The 23,861-nt window shown below is 59.8% G+C and carries 20 protein-coding genes; 14 read left to right on the forward strand and 6 right to left on the reverse strand.

Annotation, left to right across the window (positions count from 1 at the left end; all coding sequences use genetic code 11):
* Positions 1-63: 63 nt before the first annotated feature.
* Together AC2T9U_RS04590 and AC2T9U_RS04595 are read right to left on the reverse strand one after the other, a co-directional pair.
* Entirely contained in the window at positions 64-2,748 is a 2,685-nt protein-coding gene (locus AC2T9U_RS04590; RefSeq protein WP_493696756.1) for a DNA gyrase/topoisomerase IV subunit A, read from the reverse strand.
* A 200-nt stretch (positions 2,749-2,948) separates the two neighbouring features.
* Positions 2,949-3,398 carry a PTS sugar transporter subunit IIA gene (locus tag AC2T9U_RS04595; RefSeq protein WP_220181600.1) on the reverse strand — a complete coding sequence of 150 codons (450 nt, stop codon included), beginning with the start codon at positions 3,396-3,398 and terminating at the stop codon, positions 2,949-2,951.
* A gap of 243 nt (positions 3,399-3,641) precedes the next feature.
* Between AC2T9U_RS04595 and AC2T9U_RS04600 the strand changes: the two genes are divergently transcribed.
* Both AC2T9U_RS04600 and AC2T9U_RS04605 read left to right on the forward strand, forming a co-directional pair.
* Positions 3,642-4,244: a DUF5998 family protein gene (locus AC2T9U_RS04600; RefSeq protein WP_028326391.1), complete on the forward strand. Its 603-nt coding sequence runs from the start codon at positions 3,642-3,644 to the stop codon at positions 4,242-4,244.
* Positions 4,244-5,383, forward strand: a complete 1,140-nt coding sequence (locus AC2T9U_RS04605) for an alkaline phosphatase family protein (protein ID WP_493696757.1) — start codon at positions 4,244-4,246, stop codon at positions 5,381-5,383. The genes AC2T9U_RS04600 and AC2T9U_RS04605 overlap by 1 nt, the downstream gene beginning before the upstream one ends.
* Before the next feature lie 69 nt (positions 5,384-5,452).
* Here AC2T9U_RS04605 and sepH read toward each other — a convergent pair whose 3' ends face one another.
* Entirely contained in the window at positions 5,453-7,291 is a 1,839-nt protein-coding gene (sepH, locus tag AC2T9U_RS04610) for a septation protein SepH (RefSeq protein WP_493696758.1), read from the reverse strand.
* A 185-nt stretch (positions 7,292-7,476) separates the two neighbouring features.
* On the opposite strand from sepH, the gene AC2T9U_RS04615 reads away from it, so the two are divergent.
* From AC2T9U_RS04615 to AC2T9U_RS04640, 6 genes are all read left to right on the forward strand, one after another.
* On the forward strand, positions 7,477-8,550 hold the full coding sequence (locus AC2T9U_RS04615; protein ID WP_493696759.1) for a ferrochelatase: 1,074 nt from the start codon (positions 7,477-7,479) through the stop codon (positions 8,548-8,550).
* 82 nt (positions 8,551-8,632) lie between these two features.
* Entirely contained in the window at positions 8,633-9,544 is a 912-nt protein-coding gene (locus tag AC2T9U_RS04620; RefSeq protein WP_493696925.1) for an inositol monophosphatase family protein, read from the forward strand.
* A gap of 308 nt (positions 9,545-9,852) precedes the next feature.
* On the forward strand, positions 9,853-10,155 hold the full coding sequence (locus AC2T9U_RS04625; protein ID WP_028326385.1) for a DUF4193 domain-containing protein: 303 nt from the start codon (positions 9,853-9,855) through the stop codon (positions 10,153-10,155).
* On the forward strand, positions 10,148-10,606 hold the full coding sequence (gene dut / locus AC2T9U_RS04630; protein WP_243888710.1) for a dUTP diphosphatase: 459 nt from the start codon (positions 10,148-10,150) through the stop codon (positions 10,604-10,606). The genes AC2T9U_RS04625 and dut overlap by 8 nt, the downstream gene beginning before the upstream one ends.
* 208 nt (positions 10,607-10,814) lie before the next feature.
* The gene (locus tag AC2T9U_RS04635) at positions 10,815-11,537 is read left to right on the forward strand and encodes a DUF3710 domain-containing protein (RefSeq protein ID WP_493696760.1); all 723 of its coding nucleotides are present in this window, start codon (positions 10,815-10,817) and stop codon (positions 11,535-11,537) included.
* Between the two features lie 144 nt (positions 11,538-11,681).
* Positions 11,682-12,056, forward strand: coding sequence for an OB-fold nucleic acid binding domain-containing protein (locus tag AC2T9U_RS04640; protein WP_208303572.1), 375 nt, complete (start codon positions 11,682-11,684; stop codon positions 12,054-12,056).
* Positions 12,057-12,181: 125 nt separating this feature from the next.
* On the opposite strand, the gene AC2T9U_RS04645 is transcribed toward AC2T9U_RS04640, so the two are convergent.
* Both AC2T9U_RS04645 and AC2T9U_RS04650 read right to left on the reverse strand, forming a co-directional pair.
* Positions 12,182-12,856, reverse strand: coding sequence for a potassium channel family protein (locus tag AC2T9U_RS04645; RefSeq protein ID WP_028326381.1), 675 nt, complete (start codon positions 12,854-12,856; stop codon positions 12,182-12,184).
* 61 nt (positions 12,857-12,917) lie between these two features.
* Positions 12,918-13,580, reverse strand: a complete 663-nt coding sequence (locus AC2T9U_RS04650) for a potassium channel family protein (protein ID WP_115030612.1) — start codon at positions 13,578-13,580, stop codon at positions 12,918-12,920.
* A 128-nt stretch (positions 13,581-13,708) separates the two neighbouring features.
* On the opposite strand from AC2T9U_RS04650, the gene AC2T9U_RS04655 reads away from it, so the two are divergent.
* The 3 genes from AC2T9U_RS04655 to AC2T9U_RS04665 all read left to right on the forward strand — a co-directional run bounded on the left by AC2T9U_RS04655 (position 13,709) and on the right by AC2T9U_RS04665 (position 17,775).
* Entirely contained in the window at positions 13,709-15,766 is a 2,058-nt protein-coding gene (locus AC2T9U_RS04655; protein ID WP_493696761.1) for an APC family permease, read from the forward strand.
* Positions 15,763-16,986: a class I SAM-dependent RNA methyltransferase gene (locus AC2T9U_RS04660; protein ID WP_115030610.1), complete on the forward strand. Its 1,224-nt coding sequence runs from the start codon at positions 15,763-15,765 to the stop codon at positions 16,984-16,986. Before AC2T9U_RS04655 ends, AC2T9U_RS04660 begins: the two co-directional genes overlap by 4 nt.
* A 120-nt stretch (positions 16,987-17,106) precedes the next feature.
* Positions 17,107-17,775: a hypothetical protein gene (locus AC2T9U_RS04665; RefSeq protein WP_493696762.1), complete on the forward strand. Its 669-nt coding sequence runs from the start codon at positions 17,107-17,109 to the stop codon at positions 17,773-17,775.
* 27 nt (positions 17,776-17,802) lie between these two features.
* Here the strand turns inward: AC2T9U_RS04665 and AC2T9U_RS04670 are convergent, their stop codons facing one another.
* A complete protein-coding gene (locus tag AC2T9U_RS04670; protein ID WP_493696763.1) occupies positions 17,803-18,780 on the reverse strand; it encodes a helix-turn-helix transcriptional regulator in 978 nt (325 codons plus the stop codon).
* A 90-nt stretch (positions 18,781-18,870) separates the two neighbouring features.
* On the opposite strand from AC2T9U_RS04670, the gene AC2T9U_RS04675 reads away from it, so the two are divergent.
* The 3 genes from AC2T9U_RS04675 (at position 18,871) to AC2T9U_RS04685 (ending at position 23,805) form a co-directional block, all read left to right on the forward strand.
* Positions 18,871-19,236 carry a VOC family protein gene (locus AC2T9U_RS04675; protein ID WP_208303568.1) on the forward strand — a complete coding sequence of 122 codons (366 nt, stop codon included), beginning with the start codon at positions 18,871-18,873 and terminating at the stop codon, positions 19,234-19,236.
* A gap of 196 nt (positions 19,237-19,432) precedes the next feature.
* On the forward strand, positions 19,433-22,216 hold the full coding sequence (locus AC2T9U_RS04680) for an aconitate hydratase (protein WP_493696764.1): 2,784 nt from the start codon (positions 19,433-19,435) through the stop codon (positions 22,214-22,216).
* Positions 22,217-22,377: 161 nt separating this feature from the next.
* Positions 22,378-23,805, forward strand: a complete 1,428-nt coding sequence (locus tag AC2T9U_RS04685; protein WP_493696765.1) for a cation:dicarboxylate symporter family transporter — start codon at positions 22,378-22,380, stop codon at positions 23,803-23,805.
* Positions 23,806-23,861: the final 56 nt, after the last annotated feature.

The raw sequence follows: 23,861 nt of genomic DNA on the forward strand, positions 1-23,861 counted from the left end.
CCCATCCTCCCGCTTAACCACACAGCAGTGGGTCAAACAACCCAGGTGCAGGAAACACCATGACTACTCCTGCCCGGTCTGCACCACATCCTCAAGACTGTCCGGGTCATAGTCATCACGGCTCACATGCGGCCGCTGCCGCGCCGGCGCAGAAACATCCAAATCAAACCCCGGCTGAGTAGCCAACCCACGCGCACGCCCCACCACCGACGGCTCCTGCGGGCCTGCCTCTGCGCTCACCTGCACATCCTCATCCGTGGCAGTAGCCCACTGCGGCAACGACGGCGCAATCAACGCAACCGAAGCCTTCAACGGAGACCCCGAACCATCACGACGCCCAACAATCTCAGGCAACGAACGAGCCGCACCCTTCAACGACGCAGCAAACACTGGCGCCGCACCCGCAAACGCCAACCCCAAATGCGTCTCATCACGCAAGAACCGGTGCGTACGCACCCCACCCGTAGCCCGGCCCTTACTCGGATACTCCGACAACGGCGTCACCTTCAACGCATCAACCGGTGACCCCGGGCTACGCCCAGCCACCGCCGCGCCAGTAACCACCACATTCTCCACCGCAGTATCGACAGCGCCGAAGAACAACACCGACGCCCCCTGAGCCAACTTGATACCAGCCACACCACCACCAGCACGGCCCTGCGGACGCACCTTCTCAGCCGAGAAACGAAGCAAATACGCATCCGAGGTAATAAAAACAAGGTCCTCTTCACCCGTGGACAACTCCACCGCGCCCACAACCCGATCCTTGCCCTTGAGCGTGATCGTTGACCAATCACCCTTACCCGAGGGCGGATAATCAGTGTTCACACGCTTAACCACACCCTCAGCCGTACCAAGAGCAAGCCCAGCAGAATCCGGCGCCAACGAACACAACGTCAACGGCACCTCAGCAGGAGAACCGCGATACGCCTCACCCGCAGCCGCCAACGACACATACGCACTGACCGCAGTGCCCCCCGACAAATCAGGAGAACCAGTGGTATTCACCAACGTCGGCAACTCCAACACCGAAACCCGAGCGATCTTGCCCGCCGAAGTCACCACACCAACCTCACCGCGCACAGTCGCAGGAACAATCGCAGCGATACCGTCATGGCTGCTACGACGCCCCCCAGTAGGCAACGGATCACGGCCACGCGTACGCGCAATCAACCCAGTGCTGGACATCAACACGTAACAGGGATCATCAGCCACCTCCAAAGGAGCAGCCGCCGCGGCCGGAGTGCCCGCCGACTCAAGCAAAACCGTGCGCCGCGCAGTACCCAACTCATCAGCGACCTCACCCAGCTCCGAGGACACCAACTCCCGCAGCTTGCCCTCATCAGCCAAGAGCTCTTCCAAATCCGCGATCGCAGCAAGCAGCTCTTCCTGCTCATTCTCCAACTCGATACGGCTGAACTTCGTCAAACGCCGCAACTGCAGCTCAAGAATGTAATCAGCCTGCACCTGAGTCAACGAGAACTGCTCCATCAACCCAGCCCGCGCCGCCGCAGTGTCATCGCTGGCCCTGATAAGCGCAATAACCCGATCAATATCCAGGATCGCGACAAGCAACCCCTCAACCAGATGCAGACGTTCCTTACGCTTGCCTAACCGGAACTGGCTACGCCTACGCACCGTCGTGATACGGAAATTCACATACTCGTGCAGTAGGTCCAGCAGCCCCATCGTCTTCGGGCGTCCGTCCACCAACGCAACATTGTTAATGCCGAAGCTGTCCTCCAACGGCGTCAACTTGTACAACTTCTCCAGAACAGCCTCAGGATTGAAACCATTCTTAATCTCGATCACAAGACGCAAACCATTCTCGTGATCCGTGAAGTCATCAATATCGCTGATGCCCTCAATCTTCTTCGCCTTCACCAGATCAGCGATCTTCGTCTTCGCTTTCTCCGGACCCACCAAATACGGAAGCTCAGTCACCACAATGCCCTGCTTACGGGCAGTGACCTTCTCAATATGCGCCGTAGCGCGCGTCTTAAACGTGCCTCGACCCGTGGCATACGCATCCCGAATACCATCCAGCCCAACAATCCGGCCCCCACCAGGAAGATCCGGGCCAGGAATGAACCGCATGATGTCATCCAACGACGCATCAGGATGAGCCAACAAGTGCTGACACGCAGCCACCACCTCACGCAAATTATGCGGCGGCATATTCGTAGCCATACCCACCGCGATACCGCTGGCCCCATTCACCAAAAGATTCGGATACTGCGCCGGCAACACCGACGGCTGCGTCAACGAATCGTCATAGTTCGGAACAAAATCAACAGTGTCCTCATCGAGGTTCTCCACCAGCGCCCGAGACGCCGCCGCCATCCGCGCCTCTGTATACCGCGCAGCAGCAGGACCATCATCAAGCGAACCAAAGTTCCCGTGCCCATCCACCAACGGAACCCGCATCGTAAACGGCTGAGCCAACCGCACAATCGCGTCATAAATCGCCACATCACCGTGCGGGTGATACTTACCCATCACCTCACCAGTGATACGCGCACTCTTCACATGCGAACGATCCGGCCGTAACCCCATCTGCCGCATCGCATACATGATGCGACGCTGCACCGGCTTCAACCCATCACGAGCATCCGGCAGCGCCCGAGAATAAATAACCGAATACGCATACTCCAAGAACGCGCCTTGCATCTCCTCCTCGACATCGATGTCAACGATGCGCTCCTCTACTGGTACAGCAGAACGCGTGGACTTCTTCGAGGGGGCCATAAATCCGGGGACCTCCGGGAACGTTGGGGCGGGGGACAAGCCAGCGGGCGCACCACATCCCAATCACACGATCAAGACACGACACGAGCGCAAGCCCGGTTCATAATCCCTCATCCGAGGGGAAGGTGGCACACGACGCACAAGCGAAGCCACCATAGTTGCCCCCACCGACCAACAAAGAGCGTGGGTTCCCCTGTCTATCAGGACCGCTCAAGAGCCTCCTGGATTAAATCCGCAACAGCCGCGGCATCAGTAAAGGTGCGAAGCTGCCCACGAAAATCCGTATGCGTAAGACGCCGCGCCAACTTCGCCAAAATAGCCAAATGATCCGTCGGCGCTCCAAACGGAACAGCAATAAGGAAAATCAAATCAGCAGGACCGTCAACCGACCCCCAATCGACACCCCCCACACACCGACCAAACGCCACACTCGGCTCAGTTACCGCAACGCTACGCGCATGCGGAATAGCCACCCCACCAGGAAGGCCCGTCGCCAACTGCGACTCGCGATACTCAACATCAGCGATAAACGCCGCACTATCGGTGACACGCCCCGCCGAAGCGAGCAAATCAGTCAAAGACGCAATAGCCGACCTGCGCTCCTGACTAACTAAATCCAATGCCACATGCTCGGTGGTGATCAGTCTCACGATTCTCCTTGCCTGGGAACCAACAACCTCGCGCGCCGCACGTCGCAAACAACCTTGGACACATCCGACCAGTAGACGCCTGAGAGGTTCGGCCACAGCCTAATCCGTTCACTGCTTTCACGAACGTGAAACATCCCGACTCACACAGACAAACTCCCGCACCACAGCCACCCGCCACACCACCACACACGTAGTCGACACGCCATACCCGCAACCACCGCAACGTGGACCACAATGGGAATCATGAGTTTTCCTCGCCGTAGTGCCCACGGCTCATCACTACCTGCCGACCTGGTTCGTGACGTCGAACGAGCAGGCTACTACCCAGCCCTCGTCCACGAGGTAGTGCAAACAGCCCTCGCCGGCGAAAGCGTCGTCTCACACCTGGTCCACCAAGAAACCACCTTTGACCACGACTCCATCCGCCGACACATCACAGTCCTGGTCATCACCCCCACCCGCCTGGTCGTCATGCACGCAGACGACGACTCCCAAGCCGGCACCGCTCATGCCACCGCCACCGCCACCAGCGAATCTGTGCCTTTAAGCCGTATCCGGGCAGTCATGCTCACCCACGTCGTCAGCGACCCCGCTTCCTACACCCCCGAAAGCCACGGCCAAGAACTCACCGTCACCATCGGCTGGGGATCAGTCTCCCGAATCGACCTCATCCCCGCCTCCTGCGGCGAACCCAACTGCGAAGCCGACCACGGCTACGAAGGCACCATCACCGCCGACGACATCAGCGTCCGCGTCAGCGCCATGGCCGATGGAGAAAACGCAGTTACCCAAGCAATCGCATTCGCCCACGCACTCCAAAGCGCTACCGCTGGAGCAGGAGAATAATGACCAACACCGGGGGACAGCACGAAAAACCCACCTACGACACACACGGACTGCTCGGTGTCTTACCTTCAGTCGCGCACTCCCTAAACGTCCCAGGCTTCAGCGAATGGGACACCGACCTACCCCAAGCGCGCAGCGCAGTCGTCGTCCTCGTCGACGGCCTCGGCGATGAACTCCTCCGCCGCCGCAGCGGCCACGCCCCCTTTCTACGCTCCCTGCTCAACAACGGCCGCCGTCTCCACGCCGGATTCCCCTCCACCACCGCAACCAGCCTCACCAGCTTGGGCACCGGACTACCCCCCGGCGCCCACGGCATGATCGGATACGAAGGGCACAACCCCGACAACAACCAACGATTCAATGCCCTCAGCTGGGAAAACGGACCCGACCCCGAACTATGGCAGCCATTCCCCACCGTCTTTGAAAAAGTCGCCTCCCACCTCGAGCCCTTCAGCATCGGCCCCACCCACTTCGAAGGCTCCGGACTAACTCGCGCATCCCTACGCGGACCCCGATACAACCCCGCCGACGACCTCGACGACCGCATCGACGCCGCCGTCACCATTCTGCGCACACACCCACGCGCCCTCATTTACCTCTACTGGGGCGAAGTCGACAAAGTAGGCCACGAACACGGATGCGGCTCGTGGCAATGGGGAGACGAACTCGAACGCATCGACGCCGCACTACGACAACTGGCCCGGCGCGTCCCAACAGGAACCGCCATCCACATCACCGCCGACCACGGCATGATCGACACCAACGACAGCACCCGCTTCGACATCGGCCTGCGCCCAGCCATGACCACCAACATCAGCCATGTCACCGGCGACCCCCGGGCACCCCACCTACACCTCAAACCCGGAACCAGCGCCGACACTGCCGCCACCTGGAGCGCTGAACTCGGCCACCGCGGCACTGTCCTCACCCGCGAACAAGCAATCGAAACAGGTGTTTTCGGCCCCGTCCGTGATGAAGTCGCTGCCAGAATCGGTGACCTCATCGTCATCATGAACGACAACCACGTCATCCTGGACTCCCGCCGCGACAAACCCGGCCTGCTGCGCCTGGTCGGCCACCACGGGTCAACCACCGTCGATGAACTCGCAGTACCACTGCTGAGCCTGCCACCCCGCTAACCACAGACAAAAACGATGTGCCCGCTCCCTGAAGCTGCTAGGGGAGTGGGCACGCCGCAAATTACGGGCTTAGTTACCTCCTGGCCTGGCCCCAAACATGATGTCGTCCCACGAAGGCACGCTCGCCCGACCACGCGAAGACTTGCTCTTAGTGCGAGAAGGCGTTGAGGCCTCAGCTGCTTGCTCAACAGCAGAATCAGCCGGTTCCTTCGCCGTGGATTTCGCTGCAGAGGCCTTGGGTTTTGAAGTCTTGGCGCCAGCGGCCTTCGTCGAGCTTGTCTTGCGCGTGCCTGACGTTTTGCGAGTGGTTGTTTTCCGTGGCGATGTTGTTTTGCGCGGTGCAGTGCGTTTGCGTCGCGTCGTGGGAGCAGGTTCGCTAGCTGCTTCCTCAACAGCGGATTCGGCTGAGTCAGGTTCTTGCGTGGCTTTGTCCGAATCAGATTCAGCTGCCGATTCGGCTGCATCCTTGGGTGCGGGAGCCGGTTCTGGTTCGGGAGCAACCTCACCCTCAGGTTGAGGCGCATCATCAGATTCAGGTGCTAGATCGGCTTGCACAGCAGGATCTTCCGCTGACTCTGGCTCCGAGACAGCTTCTGCCTCTGATGTGGGCTCTGGGTCTGGTTCCGTTTCTGGTGCGGGCTCTTGCGCAGCTTGCGCCTGAGAATCTTCCACCTCAGCAACGGACGCTTCGGCCGGTTCTTCTACCACTGGTGTTTCTTGCTCAGCCTCTGCTACCGGCGCTTCAGGGACATCTGCTGGCTCGCTATCTGCTTCATCAGACACTGGCTCCGGGGCTTGCGCGGCAGTGTCTTCCTCGGGTGTGGCATCAGAGACCTCAGCAGGTGGTTCTTCTGAATTCCCCTCGGCGACTGGCTCTGCTGCAGACTCTTCCTCACTGGCAGTGGCTTCCTCAGCTGAGGGCTCAGTAACCGCTTGCGCATCCGCAGCAGAATCCGCCTCCTGCTCCTCAGCCACCGGCTCCGGGGCAGCAGGGGGCTCCTCTGCTGCGTGCGGGGCAGCTTCCTCGGCTACTTCAGTAAGCTCCTGGGGCTGGGCATCCTGCTCGACAGAAACATCGCTTTCCACGACAACGGCCTCGAGTACTTCTTCGGCAGGCGATGTCGTCTCAGCGGTTTCTTCCGCTGGTTCTTCCGGTGGCGCTATAGCTGCAACGGGCGTTGGTGCAGGTAGCTCTTCTGCGCCTTTGAGGCGTCGCCGATTACGTGCGTAGATACGTTCGCGTAGGTCAGCGACCAATTCGCGGTCTCCGTGCTCAGCCCCAGCATCTTCTTCCGAACGGGGAATCAGAGGGGCAGAACGCGCGAAATGATCCGCGCCAGGGGATTCCTCGTTCGTGATTGCCGCGGCCTGAGCGTTCAAGGCCGAAACGGTCATAGTTCCTCGGGAGAAACGCCACCGAGCCAGGTGTGCCTGTGTATCGGCCACGAAGGTAATTTCCACGACCCATTGGCCGTCATCGGTGCGGTAGGAGTCCCAATGTGTAGCGGAGGTGTCGATATGACGCTCGCGTAGATACGTGTCCACCAATTCACGAAGTTCGACAGCTTGACCGAAAGAGTGCCCCCGAATGTGAGCGCGACGCGCCAGGCCGGCAACGTGATCACGTTCGGCCAGGATTGGTCCTTCGAAGCGTCTGACCTTCTCTTCCGTCCATCCCGCGCGCTCAGCGGTTTCCGCGGTGGTGTAGCCGGCGCGGATGAGTGCTTGGACCTCGGCGGGACGCATGATCTGCTTGGGTTCTTCGTGGGCGACGTGTCTGCGTTCCCACCTCGCGGCCTCACGGAAGGCGTCGTCGAGGGGGAGGCGGTACCGGATATCGCTGTCGTGCGAGCCCAGTACTACGTATTCACCGCTCTCGTGAACGCCGATGAGGTAGAGGTCACGCATGTGTCAGTCTCCCGTCTGTCGTTGCTGCGCGGGATGCCGATGCCGACCGCCTCGGGATCCGGTCGGAGTCGGGAGTCTCGGTCTCGGGGGTCACCGTGGCCCGTCTCAGCGCTGTATGCACTTTCCGCGTCAAAGGAAGCCTATCGGGGTCGCACCCTGGATCGTGTCAGTAATACGTTGGATCGGTGAGTCATGTGAATGCAGAAATGATTGATGGAATCGTTTTGGTGTCCTTTGGGGGACCGCGAGGCGAGGCCGATGTGGTGCCTTTTCTGGAGAACGTGACTGCCGGTCGAGGTGTTCCGCGGGAGCGTTTGATGGTGGTGGGGGAGCATTATTTCGCTCGCGGTGGGGTGAGCCCGATTAATGCTGAGACGCAGGCACAAGCTGAAGCGATGCGCTCGGCATTGGAGCGAGCTGGGCGGGGGGATGTTCCTGTTTTTGTGGGAAATCGTAACTGGGATCCGTATGTGCATGAGGCGTTGTTGACAGCTTCGCAGGCTGGGGTGCAGCGCGCTGCGGTGGTGGTGACGAGTGCGTATTCGGGATATTCCTCGTGTCGGCAGTATCGAGAAGATATTGCCGCTGCGGTGGCTCGATTGGAAGCTGCAGGGGAGCGGGTGCCAGAGCTGGTGTATGTGCGTCCGTGGGGGCTGGAGCCAGTTGTGGTGGCTGCTTGGCAGCGGCGTGCAGTGGAGTTTGTGGGGCGTGCGGTGCAGGGGGATGTGTCGCTGGATGAGGTTCGGGTGTTGTTTGTGGCGCATTCGATTCCAGAAGGGGCGGCTGTGCATTCGGGGCCGCAGGGGAATCCGCGGACGTATGAGCGTGAGTTGATGGCAGTTGCCCAGTCTTGTGTGCAGGCGGTAGAGGAGTTTTTGGGAGCTCAGCCCGGGTGGGATCTGGTGTTTTGTTCCAGGTCAGGTCGTCCGGAGCAGCCGTGGTTGGTGCCAGATATCAATGATGCGATTGCAGCGTTGCAAGGGTCAGGGGTGCGCAGCGTTGTGCTGGTTCCGATCGGGTTTGTGGCTGACCACATGGAGGTGGTGCAGGACTTGGATACCGAGGCTGCGGACACGGCTGCGGGGATTGGGATGGAGTTTTTGCGGGCGCCGACGTTGCGTGATGAGCAAGCGGTGGCGCAACGGTTGGTGGAGTTGGCGTTGAATGCCGGGCAAGAGCCGGGGGTGTGTCAGGTGGATTGTTGTCTTGCGCCGTTGCGTCCGGGGACGCAACGGCCGGTGGCTGCGTTTGAGGGGTGAAGTAGGTCACGGCTTGTGCGCGGTTGCGCGTCGTGAATGTGCTGTTTCGTTAGATATTTCCTCAGAGAGGAGTGTTGTTGTGATGGGGCTTTCTTTGGGTAGGTCTGGTGTTGCGGGGGCGTCATTGGGGTCAGTGATTCCGGCTGAGTTGGTTCCGGATGGTGATGTGTTGGCGCAGTTGGAGTCTTTTGCGGTTGATTTGGCGTCGGGGGCTGGTCGTTTGGTGGTGACGGAGCGGCCGGAGGGGATGGAGGTGGATACGAAGACAACCGAGACTGATGTGGTGACGGAGATGGATCGTCGTGCCCAGGAGTATTTGGTGGGGCGCATTCGTCGGATTCGTGAGGGTGATGGGGTTTTGGGGGAGGAGGAGGGTGGGGCTTTAGAGGTGGGGGAGTCGGGTTTGACGTGGGTGTTGGATCCGATTGATGGCACGGTCAATTACTTGTATGACCGGATGGATTTTGCGGTGTCGGTGTCGGTGGTGGTGGGGGATGTTTCGGCGCCGGGGTTGTGGTGGCCGGTGGCGGGTGCGGTTTCGGCGCCGGGGCGGGGGTTGACGTATCACGCGAGGTTGGGGGCGGGGGCGTTTGTGGTGGATTTGTTGGGGCGTCGGCGGCGGTTGCGTGTGTCGGGGACGACGGATTTGGGGCAGTCGTTGGTGGCGACGGGGTTTGCGTATGCCAGTGAGCGGCGTGCTGAGCAGGGGGTTGTGTTGGCTGCGTTGTTGCCGCGGATTCGGGATGTGCGCCGTTGTGGGAGTGCAGCGTTGGATATGTGTGATGTGGCTGCGGGGACATTGGATGCGTATTACGAGCGGGGGGTGCATGTGTGGGATGTGGCTGCGGCGCGGTTGATTGCTCAGGAGGCTGGCGCGGTGGTTAGTGGTATTGGTGCTGAGGCGCCGTTGGCTGATGGGGTGATTGCTGCGGCGCCGGGGGTTCATGGTGCGTTGCGGGAGGCGTTGTCGGTGATTACTGCGCCGGTTCGGTAGTCGCTGTGAGTTGCTGGTTCGGTCTAGGGTGGTCGGGCTGTGTGAGGGTTTTGGGTGTGCGTGTGAGGTGACACACGGGCATGAAGACGCCAGGACGTGACTAACACCTGTCTTGTGGTGCACAATCCCCTCACCGTCCCGGCTCATGGAATGGTGTGGTCGGGTTCAGCGTTGCCCTGCGGGAGCATCGCTGCCGCAGTGTGCGTTGTCTTCGGAGCGAGTATGTCCGGGGATGGTGTGTGCGATGGCGGTGTCGCCCGACCCCCTTGTGAAGCCGCCCGACATCTTTATGAAATGGAGAGGCTTGAATGGCCACTGACTACGATGCCCCGCGTAAATCCGACGAGGACGCAGAGGACTCGATCGAAGAGCTGAAGTCGCGGCGCGTCGAGAAGTCGTCCTCGGCGAACGTCGACAACGACGATGCTCGTGACTCTGGAGAGGGGTTTGAGCTTCCGGGCGCAGACCTGTCGAATGAAGAGTTAACGGTGCGCGTCGTACCTAAGCAGGCTGATGAATTTACTTGCGGTAGCTGCTTCCTGGTGCGTCACCGGAGTCAGTACGCGGGTGAGAACAACGGTTTGGCTGTCTGTAAGGAATGCATTGCCTGAGGTTCGTGTAAATGTACGTCGGCTTGACCCCGAACTCCCACTTCCGCGCTATGCGCGAGATGGGGATGCCGGGGTCGACCTATGCGCGCGTGTCGATACGGTCCTTGAACCGGGGGCACGTTTTCTTATGCCGACCGGTTTAGCTATCGCGGTGCCGCGTGGCTTTGTCGGTTTGGTTCATCCGCGTTCTGGATTGGCTATCCGTCATGGTGTGACGGTGGTGAATGCTCCGGGAACGATTGATGCTGGTTACACCGGCCAGGTGTGTGTTCCGCTCATCAATGTAGACAGGTCTGAAGCGTTCACGATTACGCGCGGAGACCGCATTGCCCAGCTGGTGCTGCAAGAGGTTGCCTCAATCGTGTGGAACGAGGTTGACGAACTAGACAGCACTGAACGTGGTGAAAGTGGTTTCGGTGCTTCCGGTGGATTCGGTGAGCGCCGCGACTGATCATGTGGTGTGATTTCGGGCTGGTTGGCGCGTTGTGGCCAGCCCGACATCGCCAGTGTGTGCCTGTGACAGACTAAGGCGAGCTTAGTCGGGATCGTATTGAGGCCGATGCGCGTTCGTTCTGAAGTGAGTCGTTGTGCCGTCCCCGACGGTTGTGTTGTGCAGCGTCGGGTTCAGGAGCGCCGTCGGCGCGAGGAGGGAAGCAGACATGGGGCTGTTCGGTCGTAAACGATCCAAAGTTGAGTCTGTGCCGCAGCATGACGCGGCTGTTGACGAAGGTGCCCACTGGCAGGAAGAACCCGTCGCGGGTGTGCCTGTGCTTGGTCAGCACACGGCTGAGCAGTTGGGGCCTTTCGATTCTGGTGATGTTGTTCGTCCAGAGGGGTTCCTCGATTTTGGTTCGGTGTGGCTGCCGAACATCCCTGGTGTGACGTACATGGTGGAGACCGATCAGCAGAGCAACGAAGTTACTGGGATGCGTCTGCAGATCGAGGAGTCGGTGTTGCAGCTGCAGGTGTTCGCGGCACCGAAATCGAAGTTCTTGTGGGGCGATATCCGTGAGGAAATCGCAACCAGCTTGCGTAACGGTGGTGGCGAGGCAGACATCACTGAAGGTCCTTATGGGGCAGAACTGATGGCTGCTGTGCCCACGCCGTCGGGGTTGATGCCGATGCGGTTTATCGGTGTGGATGGCCCTCGCTGGTTCTTGCGTGGTGTGATTAGCGGACCGGCTGCATCTGACCCGGATGCGGGGCAGGCATTCATCGATTTGCTGCGGGTGGTTGTTGTGCACCGTGGGCGTCAGCCGATGGCGCCGCGTGAGTTGCTGCCTATGCACATGCCGCGTGACATCGGTGAACACGACAATGGAGAGCAAGCTCCCACACTGGACCCGTTCGAGCGTGGACCGGAGATCACTGAGATCCGCTGAGTCTGATTGTTCTTGCTGCTGCGCTGTGTGGATGCGCATAAGCGCGGCGCGAGTGCGCCCACAGGATTGGTGGGTTTACAGTCGTTTTCGCCCCGAAGGCGTACCTGCCTGAAGGGTTTGTCATGATGTGTGAAAGGTTTGGTAATGGCGGCAATCTCATCGCTGCTTGAGCGGTTGGCGGGCGCCCAGGCGAAAGCTGACGACGCTGCCCTGCGCAAAGAGTGCAACGGGTGCGGCGCTACCGAGATTGGTGACTGTGCTGATCGTGGCTTTTACACGATGCGGGGAATGGTCAAGTCGGTGACGCGCCCGGCTGCTGGGTCCACGCCTTCCATCTCCGCGGAGATTTTTGACGGCTCTGGCTATCTGACGTTGGTGTGGATGGGGCGCCGCGAGATTCCCGGAATTGTTCCGGGAGTGCGGATGCGCGTGGAGGGCCGTGTGATGCGTAACGGCAACAAGGTTGTTATGCATAACCCGAGCTTTGATGTGCTTGCCCCGGCCTCGGCGACAAAATAGTCAGCCAGCAGATAAGCGGAAGATCATCACCGTCTCCAGCGGCGATGATGGTTTTTCCTGAAGCCATAAAACATAAAAAGAGGGCGGAACAGACAGGGTTACTGTTCCGCCCTCTTCGTTGCGTTTTAGTCCTCGATGTTGTCGGCGGTTGAGAAAAGCTGTCGTACTTCGTTTTCCTCAGCCTGAGTAGTCACGATGATCAGTTCGTCGCCGGCCTCGAGGAGATCGTCCGCAGTAGGACCGATGGGGCGCGCATCGCGCACCAGGCAGGTCAACACCGTATCTGGCGGCCAGGGCACATCTCCGACGCGCGTAGTGGCCCAGGGGCTGTCTTCAGTGAGGGTGATCTCCACCAGGCTTGCCCCAGATTGACGGAACTCGAAAATTCGCACCAATTCACCGACTGTGACAGCTTCCTCAACGAGCGCGGTGATCAACCGTGGTGTGGACACTGCTACGTCTACACCCCAACTCTCATCAAAGAGCCACTCGTTCTTCGGGTTGTTGATGCGTGCCACTGTGCGCGGCACCGCGAATTCTGTTTTCGCCAGCAGTGAAGTCACCAGGTTCACTTTGTCGTCGCTGGTGGCCGCCACAATCACATCAGCTGACTCCAGCCCGGCCTCTTCCAGAGAAGACAGCTCGCAGGCATCAGCCAGGAGCCAGGAGGCATCGGGGACTACTTTGGTTTCAGCGACGTCGATATTTTTATCGATGAGTAGTACTTCGTGACCGTTACCGATCAGCTCGCGGGCAATAGAGCGCCCTACGCTGCCTGCCCCAGCAATAACGACCCTCATGCCTGTTCCCCTCGAACAATGAACGACTGCGCAACAGCTGCGCTAACTATGGCGTTGATGCTCATTCGAACTCCGGTGCGGACTCGAGGATCCGTTCGGTCTGGCCCAACGCTTCGGCCGTGGTGATCACGCTTACGATGTCACCGGCCTGGTAGACGTGTTCTGCTGTTGGGATCATCCCTTCACCAAACCGCATCACGTACGCGACGCGGGCGCCGCTGAGCTGTTCCATCGTTGAGTACGTCAACCCGATCCAGGCGTGATGCAGCGCCACTTCCGCTACTACTACGCGGCCGCTTGGATCGGCGTGCTGGGGCGTTGCTCCATGGGGTAGCAGACGCCGCATGATCCGGTCGCTGGTCCAGCGCACGGTTCCTACCGTAGGGATCCCGAGCCGCTGATATACGGCCGCTCTACCGGGATCGTAGATACGCGCTACGACGTTCTGTACCCCAAATGTTTCCCGAGCTAACCGCGCCGTGAGGATATTGGAGTTATCGCCGCTGCTCACTGCTGCGCAGGCGTACGCATTCTCGATGCCCGCCTTAATCAACACCTCACGATCGAAGCCCTGCCCGACCACGCGGCGGCCCTCAAAATCTGGTCCTAAACGGCGAAAAGCACGCCGATCCTGATCTATGACGGCCACATCGTGGCCACGCTCGGCAAGATTGCGGGAGAGAGATGCTCCCACCCGGCCACAGCCCATGATGACGAAGTGCACGTCACGACCGTATACCAGGCAGCCATCAGTGCAGCACCCAGACTCAGCTGAATCAGACCAGAACGCTGCGACGCGTCCAACACGCGACGACCCCACCGTTCACGGCGTTCGGCTCTACAGTGTTCTCCGTGTCAAACCTCACCCGCGCCCTGAAGCGTGCGATCGTCGGGCGGGCGATGAGCTCAGACCGGCTCGGCGAGACGCTGCTTCCCAAGCGCATAGCTCTTCCCGTATTCGCCAGCGACGCACTCTCGTCCGTCGCCTACGCCCCCGATGAGATCCTCCTTACCCTCGGCCTGGCTGGTGGAGCTTTCGCCGCAACCCATTCATGGCAGATCGCCTTGGCCGTCGTGTTCGTCATGGTCATCGTGGTGCTCTCATACCGTCAGAACGTGCACGCCTACCCATCCGGTGGAGGAGACTACGAGGTCGCCACCACTAACCTCGGCACAAAAGCGGGGGTGACAGTCGCCAGCGCCTTGCTGGTCGATTACGTCCTTACTGTCGCTGTGTCGGTTTCTTCCGGGGTTCAGAACGCCGCGCTCGTCCTTCCCTGGATTCGCGGTCATGAAGCTATAGCCGCTGCTGTCTTGATCGTCACGCTCACTACATTGAACTTGCGCGGTGTCCGTGAATCCGGTGCCGCATTCGCCATCCCCACCTATGCCTTCATGATCGGGGTGATCGGCATGTGTCTGTGGGGTTTTGTGCGCCACTTCACTGGCACTTTGCCTATGGCTCCTAGCGCCCCATTCGAGATGGCCCCCGCCAACGGCTACGAACAATTAGGCCAGCTGGCCCTAGTCTTTTTGCTTCTTCGAGCGTTCTCATCCGGGTGTGCAGCCTTGACCGGTGTCGAAGCGGTATCCAACGGGGTGCCGGCTTTCCAAAAACCGCACAGCAAAAACGCCGCCACCACGCTCGTGCTCATGGGTGTCATCTCGATCACGATGCTGCTCTCTACCGTCACACTTGCCAACCTCACCGGCGTGAAATTTGCCGAGCACCCCAGCGAGCAACTTCTCCTCAATGGACAGCCCGTGGGTACTGGGTACATCCAAGAAACCGTCATCGGTCAACTCGCCCACACCGTTTTCAACAACTTCCCCGCCGGCATGTTCTACATGGCCACGGTCACCGGGATCATCCTCATCCTCGCCGCGAACACTGCCTTCAACGGCTTCCCAGTGCTGGCTTCAGTTCTGGCTCGCGACGAGTTGCTTCCACGGCAGCTCGCCCAGCGAGGTGACCGCCTGACTTTCAGCAACGGCATCCTCATCTTGGCTACCGCTGCCTTGGCTCTTGTGATCATCTACGACGCTGACGTCACCCGACTCATCCAGCTGTACATCGTCGGTGTGTTTGTTTCTTTCACGCTGTCCCAGATCGGCATGGTGCGGCACTGGAACCGCAACCTGGAGCTGGCTGAAGGCCAAGAACGTTCCCGTATGCGGCGTTCACGGGTCATTAACGCTATCGGCGCCACCATGAGTGGAACGGTGCTCATCGTGGTACTGCTAACCAAATTCACCCACGGTGCTGGGTTCGCCGTGGCAGGGATGGGCATCCTTTTCGTGATGATGCTCGGCATCAAGAAGCACTACCGCGCTGTTGGTGAAGAACTGAAGCTATCTGAGGATGTGCGTGAAGAACGCGCTCTGCCTTCACGGGTGCACGCCGTTGTTCTTGTGAGCAGAGTGCACAAGCCCACCATGCGTGCTCTGGCGTATGCCCGTGCCTCCCGCAGCTCGAACATCGGGGCGGTGACTGTTGCTGTCGACCCTGAAGCCACCGAGGCCCTGGTCCACGAATGGGAGCGGCGTGAAATTCCTGTTCCTCTTACCGTGCTTGCCTCCCCGTACCGAGAAATGACCAGGCCTGTGCTGGGGTATATCGACCATTTGCGTCGCAAGAACCCCCGCGACATCGTCAGCGTTTATGTGCCTGAATATGTCCTCGGACACTGGTGGGAACACCTGTTGCACAACCAAAGTGCATTGCGACTCAAAGCCGCGCTCCTGTTCAAACCGGGGGTGGTCATGGTGAGTGTGCCGTGGCGTCTGGAATCCTCTGACGGGGCCGAACAACATTTCCGTAATGGCGGCGGTACCCGAGCATCGTCTATTTACGGCCCCCGGGATAACACGCTGGTGCCCGGCAGCATCACGAGGAAAGGTCAAGCGTGATCGGTACACGATTGCAGCTCCACATCGAACGCATCGCCCACGGCGGGCATGCAGTCGCCCACACTGACGACGGGCAGGTCGTGTTCGTCCGGCACTGCCTGCCAGGTGAAGATGTCGAGGCTGTCGTCACCAAAGGAAAACCAGGCGACCGGTTTATTTTCGCTGATGCGGTAAAAATCCTCACTACATCCGCGTTCCGGGTCCAGCCGCGTTGTGAGGTTTCCGGGCCCGGCGGCTGCGGAGGCTGTGACTTCCAGCACGTTGATCTTGACCATCAGCGCGAGTTGAAAGCACAAGTCATTAGCGAGCAGCTCACCCGACTGGGTGGCATTGATCGTGATGTGCAGGTGGAGCCGGTACCGGGAGACCACGACGGGTTGCGTTGGCGGACTCGGATGGATTTCGCCGTCGACCGTTCTCGCCGCGCCGGGTTGCGCAGGTTCCGGTCTCGGGACGTCATCCGGTTAAAGGACTGCCCGATTGCCGCTGAGGAAGTCACTGAATCTGGGGTGTTCGCTAGGCGGTGGGGCGGGGCCAGGGCTGTTGAAGTTGTGGTCCCTAATAGCAGCGACACCAAGGTGGTGCCAGTGCCTGGTGGAACCAAACGAGCCAAGACAGTGACCGAGCATGTCGCTGTGCCAGCAGGGCAGCGGCACAACGGTTTCACCGGAGATTTCACCGTGCCTACGCGTGGTTTTTGGCAGGTTCACCCAGGTGCAGCATCCACATTGGTGGATGCGGTTCTTGAAGGTGCTGCGATTACCGCAGGAGATACCTGTCTTGACCTGTATGCGGGAGTGGGGCTTTTCGCGGCGGCGATGGCTGCTCAGGTAGGCCCAGGTGGGTCGGTGATCGCTGTTGAGTCAGATCCGGCTGCGGTGGTGTGTGCACAACGTCGCTTTAACGATGACGCTCGTGTGCAGGTGATCAAATCACGTACCGAGGATGCGTTAGACAAAGGCCTAGCCGGAGGCAGAGCTGACGTTGTGGTTTTGGATCCACCTCGCTCAGGCGCTGGTGCTGCAGTTATGCGCCATCTGGCTGCGTTGGAGCCGCGGGTGATGGTGTACGTCGCGTGTGATCCGGCAGCTCTTGCGCGTGATTTGCGCAGCGCCGGTGAGCTTGGATACACGCTGACGGACCTACGTGCATTCGACATGTTTCCGATGACTCACCATGTCGAATGCGTCGCTACTGTCTGCAGACAAGGCAGCATCTGATTCGGGTGCGGGGAGTCACTGGGCCGACGCTCGCGCCTGGCACGGTGACTCCCGCGCGTGTAACAGCGGTGCGTGGTTAGTGTGTCCACGGTTGGCCCACATACACAGTGAAGGTGAGCCATGAACCTGCTGCAGGACAAAGGACGCGACTCGTTAATCGTTAAGCTTGTTGATTCAGCAGTTGAGCGTTACGGCAGCGCGGCTGATCGGCGGGTGTCGGGGCTGCGAAAGAAATTCCCCGAAGCCTCACCTGCCGAGTTGGTTGAGCGTCTGACTACCGAGTACACGCGGGTCACGGTTGGTTCGGGAGCGGGGATCGGGGCGACTGCTGCTATTCCTGGTGTGGGGACAGCGGCATCGCTGGCATTGTCTGCCGGTGAGGTGGTGTCGTTTATTGAGTTGACGGTTCGGTATGTGCTGACTGTCGCGGCGATCTACGGGGATCTGCCTGCCAATTCTGAGGGGCGTCGTGCTCTGGTGGTGGGGGTAATGCTGGGGGAGTCTGGTGTGCGGGCAGCGCAGCGGACCGTGGGGTCGAGTGAGAAAGGCTGGGCCAGGCAGTTGGGGGCACGGCTGCCCAGCTCGCGCGGCGGGAGCAGCTTGGGACGCACGTTTATCACCCGGTTCGCGGTGCGTAAGAGCGCGGGAATTGTTGGTCGAGCGTTGCCTTTTGGTGTGGGAGCGGTGCTTGGTGGGGCCGCTAACTATGCCGCTGGCGGGGCAGTGGTCAAGGGTGTGCGGGCTGCGTTTGGTCAGGCGCCGCGCACGTGGGAGCCAAAGGCCCCCTAAGCAAGCTCTCGCCTGACCGGCGGGGGTTTAGTGATCTGGCAAGGTGGATGAGCTGCTCGACTGATGAGCTCGCATCATTTGGGTAGCAATGGCGCCGAACCGTTCGACTGCTTCGGGTGGGCTCAAGAGACGAATGTGGTCACCGAACTGGAGCAGTTGTCGCACCGATTCGACGTCGGGGTAGTGGACGGTAATTGGGGTCCATTCGTCGTCGGTGCGGATGGTGTGGGCCATGCGGGTTCCGAGGATTCGTTGAGCCAGATCAACACGGGTCGAGCGCAGGAGCGCTCGCACTTGGACATTGGGGGGCGGTTGAAAACTACTCACCAGGTCCTGCCACACCGATCGCAGATCGCACTCTGAACGCAACACCGCGGCATCGGTGAGAAACTCTCGACCTTCGATGCGGCTGGTGTTGAACATGCGGGGCTGCCCATCGGCATCGGCTACGAGGTACCACGAGCCAGCCTTGCTCGCCAGGCCGTACGGGTCTGCAATGACCCACTGCCCGCTGGTTTGCCCACTGCGTCGGTAACACACGCGGATGCGTCGACGCTCCCGGGCAGCATTTAACAGATCGGTAAGGTCGAGTTCCCTTCCAGTCGTGAACCATCCAGAAGGGTCGATGAAGAGCACCTCTGATAAGGGTGCGTAGTTACGCTCAGGAGCTCGTGCGGCGGCTGCTGTCAGCTTTTCCTGGGCTCTGGCCTGGACTGCATGCAGCCCGACCTGCGTAAGGAGGGCGGTGTCCAATCCTGCGACGCTCAGCAGCTGCAGCTCGAGTGGATCGAGACGAGCAACATCGAGTCGAGCTCGGCGGTCCAACACGATCGCTCCGCCCCGGCCCTGCTCTGTATAGATCGGAACGCCAGCAGCTGACAGCGCCTGGACGTCACGCAGGATCGTGCGCGCTGAGACCTCAAAACGACGGGCCAGCTCTTTGCTCGTCATTCGCTCATACGTTTGTAGAAGCAGCAAGATCGACAGCAGTCGCGAGGACTTCATAGCCCTGATCTTCACAGAAAGCATGACAGTAGATGTCGTATTTCGCTGTTCAACTGGTGCCTCCTGAGCCACTCATCCAAGGAGAAACTCATGCCAGCGCCCAATCTGTTTCTGATCTACGTCAGTGACGCCCAGCGATCCGCCGCCTTCTATAGCGACCTGTTCGACATCGAACCCACCTTTACCAGTGCACGCTACGTCGCTTTCGACATAGCGCCCGGAGTCTCTTTTGCTATCTGGACTGGCCATAAGGCGCACATCACTGCCGAAGTGCCCCGTACCAGCGAGATCGGACTAATGCTCCCGGGGCCTGCCTCAGCCATCGACGAGGTTTACCAACAGTGGGTAGCTAAGGGCGTGCGAGTCGTCGAGAAGCCACACGACGACGTATTCGGCCGCACCTTCGTGATCACTGACCTAGACGGCAACCTCATCCGAGTTAGCCCCATCGACTGATCGGCCTGGCCCTCGGGGACGGTGAGGGTCACTTGGGTTTTCGAGTTTGTGCGTCATGAGGAATGTGTGACGTGCCACGAAACCCAAAAGTATCTTGATGTCAAGATATCTCGGGTAGTGTGTGACACAACGGTCGCGCACGCCCTGCCCTAGGCGAGCAGCCACCGCACCAAACACCCCCAGTGAAGGAGCGAGTGTGAGCCAGAACAGCTTCCAAGCCAAAAACACGTTGCAGGTCGGTGGCGCCTCCTACGACATCTTCCGCATCGACGCCGTCGAAGGCAGCCGCACCCTGCCCTACAGCCTCAAAGTGCTCCTCGAAAACCTGCTCCGCACCGAAGACGGCGCCAACGTCACCGCAGAACAAATCAAAGCCCTCGGCTCATGGGACGAAAACGCCCACCCCAACACCGAAATCCAATTCACCCCCGCACGCGTGATCATGCAGGACTTCACCGGCGTTCCCTGCATCGTCGACCTGGCCACCATGCGCGAAGCCGTCGTTGAACTCGGCGGCAAAGCCGAAAAAGTCAACCCCCTCTCACCCGCCGAACTCGTCATCGACCACTCAGTACAAATCGATGTCTTCGGACGCCGCGACGCCTTCACCCGCAACGTAGAACTCGAATACGGCCGCAACAAAGAGCGCTACCAATTCCTCCGCTGGGGCCAAGGAGCCTTCGCCGACTTCAAAGTCGTCCCCCCAGGCACAGGCATCGTCCACCAGGTCAACATCGAACACCTCGCCCGCGTTGTCATGAACCGCGACGGCCAGGCCTACCCCGACACCTGCGTAGGCACCGACTCCCACACCACCATGGAAAACGGCATCGGTGTGCTCGGCTGGGGAGTCGGCGGCATCGAAGCAGAAGCCGCCATGCTGGGTCAACCCGTCTCGATGCTCATTCCCCGCGTAGTCGGCTTCAAACTCACCGGACACATCCCCGCCGCCGTCACCGCCACCGACGTTGTCCTGACCATCACCGAAATGCTCCGCAAACACGGAGTAGTCGGCAAATTTGTCGAGTTCTACGGTGAAGGCGTCGCCTCCATCCCCCTGGCCAACCGCGCCACTATCGGCAACATGAGCCCCGAATTCGGCTCCACCTGCGCGATCTTCCCCATCGATGACGAAACCATCAACTACCTGCGACTCACCGGCCGCAGCGAAGAACAAATCGCACTCACCGAGGCCTACGCCAAAGAACAAGGACTCTGGCACGACCCCAACAACGAACCCCGCTTCTCCGAGTACCTCGAACTCGACCTATCCACAGTGGTCCCCTCCATCGCCGGCCCCAAACGACCCCAAGACCGCATCCTGCTCTCGGAATCCAAAACCTCCTTCCGCAAAACCCTGCCCGCCTACGTCAAGAACGCCCTGGACACCGAAACCGAAAGCGGAGCCGAGTCGATGGCCGCATCGGATGCACCTGCACCCGGCAGCGACACCGACTCCGGTGGCAACGCCCCCCGCACCTCAATGCTTGGCGCAATGCGCCGCCCCCACAAACGGGTTGCCATCACCCGCGATGGGCAAACATTCGACATTGACCACGGCATTGTCTCCATCGCCTCTATCACCTCCTGCACGAATACCTCGAACCCGTCGGTGATGCTCGCAGCGGGCCTGCTCGCCAAGAAAGCCGCAGACAAAGGACTACAAGTCAAACCCTGGGTCAAAACCTCCATGGCGCCAGGTTCCAAGGTCGTCACCGAGTACTACGACAAGGCAGGCCTGTGGCCATCGCTGGAGAAACTGGGCTACCACCTCGTCGGCTACGGCTGCACCACCTGCATCGGTAACTCCGGCCCCTTGCCCCAAGACATCTCCGAAGCAATCAACAGCAACGACCTGGCAGTCACCTCCGTGCTTTCCGGTAACCGCAACTTCGAAGGCCGTATCAACCCCGACGTGAAGATGAACTACCTGGCCTCCCCGCCGCTAGTCATCGCCTACGCCCTGGCCGGAACGATGGACTTCGACTTCGACACCGAACCACTTGGCCAAGACAACGACGGCAACGACGTCTTCCTCGCCGACATTTGGCCCAGCGCCGAGGAAGTCCAGAAAACTATCGACGCCTCCATCGACCGAGACATGTTTGCTTCTCAATACTCCGATGTCTTCGCCGGAGATGAACGCTGGCAAGGCCTGGACACCCCCGACGGCGACACCTTCGCCTGGGACGAAAACTCCACCTATGTGCGCAAACCCAACTACTTCGACGGTATGTCGATGGAGCTGACCCCCGTGCAAGACGTCACCGGCGCACGCGTCCTAGCCAAACTGGGCGACTCAGTCACCACAGACCACATCAGCCCCGCCGGTGCCATCAAACCCGACAGCCCCGCAGGCAAATACCTCGCCGACCATGGTGTGGAGCGCAAAGACTTCAACTCCTACGGTTCTCGCCGCGGTAACCACGAGGTCATGGTGCGAGGTACTTTCGCCAACATCCGTCTGAAGAACCAGCTTCTCGATGGTGTTGAAGGCGGATTCACCCGCAACTTCCTCAACAACGGTGAACAAACCACCATCTTCGAGGCAGCTGAGGCCTACCAAGCAGCCAGTGTTCCCCTTGTTGTTCTCGGAGGCAAAGAATACGGATCGGGCTCCTCACGCGACTGGGCCGCGAAAGGAACCCGCCTGCTGGGAGTTAAAGCCGTCATCGCCGAAAGCTTCGAGCGCATCCACCGCTCCAATCTCATCGGCATGGGTGTGCTTCCGCTGCAATTCCCAGCTGGGGAATCAGCCGACAGCCTCGGCCTTGATGGCACTGAAACCTTCGATATCGTCGGCATCACTGCCCTCAACGAAGGAACCACACCGAAAACTCTTGAAGTGACCGCGACAAAAACAGACGGCACCGCAGTGAAATTCGATGCGGTCGTGCGCATCGACACTCCTGGGGAGGCTGACTACTACCGTAACGACGGCATTCTCCAGTACGTTCTGCGCTCGCTGGCGAAGGCCTGATCTGTCTGGGATTGTTCGGCACGTATCCAGCAGGTGATCGTTCTCTTCTATAGAGGCGGTCACCTGCTGGCCTGTCACATACTCTGGTCACGTTTCTGGCTAGAAAACGTGACCAGAGAACGATGCTCCACCAGCCCCCTTCTGTAGATCGGAGTCATGCAATGGCGCATGCCGTCAATGAAGCACACATTGTTGAGCCCAAGAAACCACGGCGCGACCGCACTCACTGGCTGTACATCCTCGTTATCGTTGCCGTCATCGCAGGCATCGGTATCGGGTTAAGTGCTCCGGAGTTCGCTAAAAGTCTCAAATGGCTTGGAGAGCTTTTTGTTGCGCTGATCAAAATGATGATCGGCCCAGTTATTTTCTGCACGATTGTTCTGGGTATTGGTTCAGTGCGGGCTGCGGCGTCAGTGGGCAAGGTTGGGGCCATTGCACTGGTGTATTTCATCGCCATGTCGACGGTGGCGTTGGGGATTGGTCTGCTTGTCGGGAACGTGATTCACCCTGGTGATGGGTTGGCAATTCCGCATACGGGAGCAGGGGCCGGACACGCCTCTAAGGCTGCGCATGCGGGTGGGACGATCGAGTTTTTGCAAAGTATTGTGCCGACCACTCTCGTGAGTGCTTTAACTCAAGAGTCGGTGCTGCAGGTGCTGTTTGTGGCGCTGCTTGTTGGGTTTGCGGTGCAGGGCATGGGTAAAGATGGGGAGCCAATTCTGCGTGGAGTTGCGCATTTGCAGAAGTTGGTTTTCCGGGTGTTGTCGATGGTGCTGTGGGTGGCGCCGATTGGTGCTTTCGGTGCGATTGCTGCGGTGGTGGGCAGCACTGGACCCAAGGCGCTAGCCCAGCTTGGTTTGGTGATGGTCGCTTTTTATGTGACGTGTGTGTTGTTCGTGGTGGTGGTGCTGGGACTGATTTTATGGGCCGTGACCAGGCTGAACGTGTTCCAGCTGTTGAAGTATCTCGCTAAGGAGTATCTGCTCATTGTGGCGACTTCTTCGTCGGAGTCGGCGTTGCCTTCGCTGATGGGGAAGATGGAGCATGCCGGGGTGTCCAAGTCCACGGTGGGGATCGTGGTGCCTACGGGGTATTCGTTCAACTTGGATGGCACTGCCATCTATTTGACGATGTCAGCGGTGTTTATTTCGCATGCGATGGGTACTCCGATGGCGATGGGTGAGCAGATCAGTTTGTTGGTGTTCATGATCGTTGCGTCTAAGGGGGCTGCTGGGGTTTCTGGTGCGGGGCTGGCGACGTTGGCTGGTGGGTTGCAGGCGTACCGCCCTGATCTGGTTGCCGGGGTTGATGTGATTGTGGGGATTGACCGGTTTATGTCCGAGGCGCGTGCGTTGACGAACTTTTCCGGTAATGCGGTGGCAACGTTTTTGGTGGGCAAGTGGACGGGCACGCTGGATGTTGAGCGGGCGCGTTTGGTGTTGGCAGGCAATGATCCGTTTGATTACTCCGTGGTGGGGGTCGACCCGCATGACACGGAATATTCGGTGAGGAAACCGCCTGCTCCGATTGATCCGGCGGCGGGGTTGCAGCCTACGCCGCATCCGGTTTTGACGGATCGTCAAGGCTGATACGTGTGCCTGCGCGGTGGGGGCCGCGCAGGCACACATTTTTGTTGCCGGGGTGG

The sequence above is a fragment of the Dermatophilus sp. B7861-1 genome (assembly GCF_058996045.1).

Coding starts and splice junctions, on each gene's coding strand:
- AC2T9U_RS04590 (WP_493696756.1), bottom strand. CDS start 2,748: ATGGCCCCCTCGAAGAAGTCCACGCGTTCTGCTGTACCAGTAGAGGAG.
- AC2T9U_RS04600 (WP_028326391.1), top strand. CDS start 3,642: ATGAGTTTTCCTCGCCGTAGTGCCCACGGCTCATCACTACCTGCCGAC.
- AC2T9U_RS04605 (WP_493696757.1), top strand. CDS start 4,244: ATGACCAACACCGGGGGACAGCACGAAAAACCCACCTACGACACACAC.
- sepH (WP_493696758.1), bottom strand. CDS start 7,291: ATGCGTGACCTCTACCTCATCGGCGTTCACGAGAGCGGTGAATACGTA.
- AC2T9U_RS04620 (WP_493696925.1), top strand. CDS start 8,633: ATGGGGCTTTCTTTGGGTAGGTCTGGTGTTGCGGGGGCGTCATTGGGG.
- AC2T9U_RS04625 (WP_028326385.1), top strand. CDS start 9,853: ATGGCCACTGACTACGATGCCCCGCGTAAATCCGACGAGGACGCAGAG.
- AC2T9U_RS04635 (WP_493696760.1), top strand. CDS start 10,815: ATGGGGCTGTTCGGTCGTAAACGATCCAAAGTTGAGTCTGTGCCGCAG.
- AC2T9U_RS04640 (WP_208303572.1), top strand. CDS start 11,682: ATGGCGGCAATCTCATCGCTGCTTGAGCGGTTGGCGGGCGCCCAGGCG.
- AC2T9U_RS04645 (WP_028326381.1), bottom strand. CDS start 12,856: ATGAGGGTCGTTATTGCTGGGGCAGGCAGCGTAGGGCGCTCTATTGCC.
- AC2T9U_RS04665 (WP_493696762.1), top strand. CDS start 17,107: ATGAACCTGCTGCAGGACAAAGGACGCGACTCGTTAATCGTTAAGCTT.
- AC2T9U_RS04670 (WP_493696763.1), bottom strand. CDS start 18,780: ATGAAGTCCTCGCGACTGCTGTCGATCTTGCTGCTTCTACAAACGTAT.
- AC2T9U_RS04675 (WP_208303568.1), top strand. CDS start 18,871: ATGCCAGCGCCCAATCTGTTTCTGATCTACGTCAGTGACGCCCAGCGA.
- AC2T9U_RS04685 (WP_493696765.1), top strand. CDS start 22,378: ATGGCGCATGCCGTCAATGAAGCACACATTGTTGAGCCCAAGAAACCA.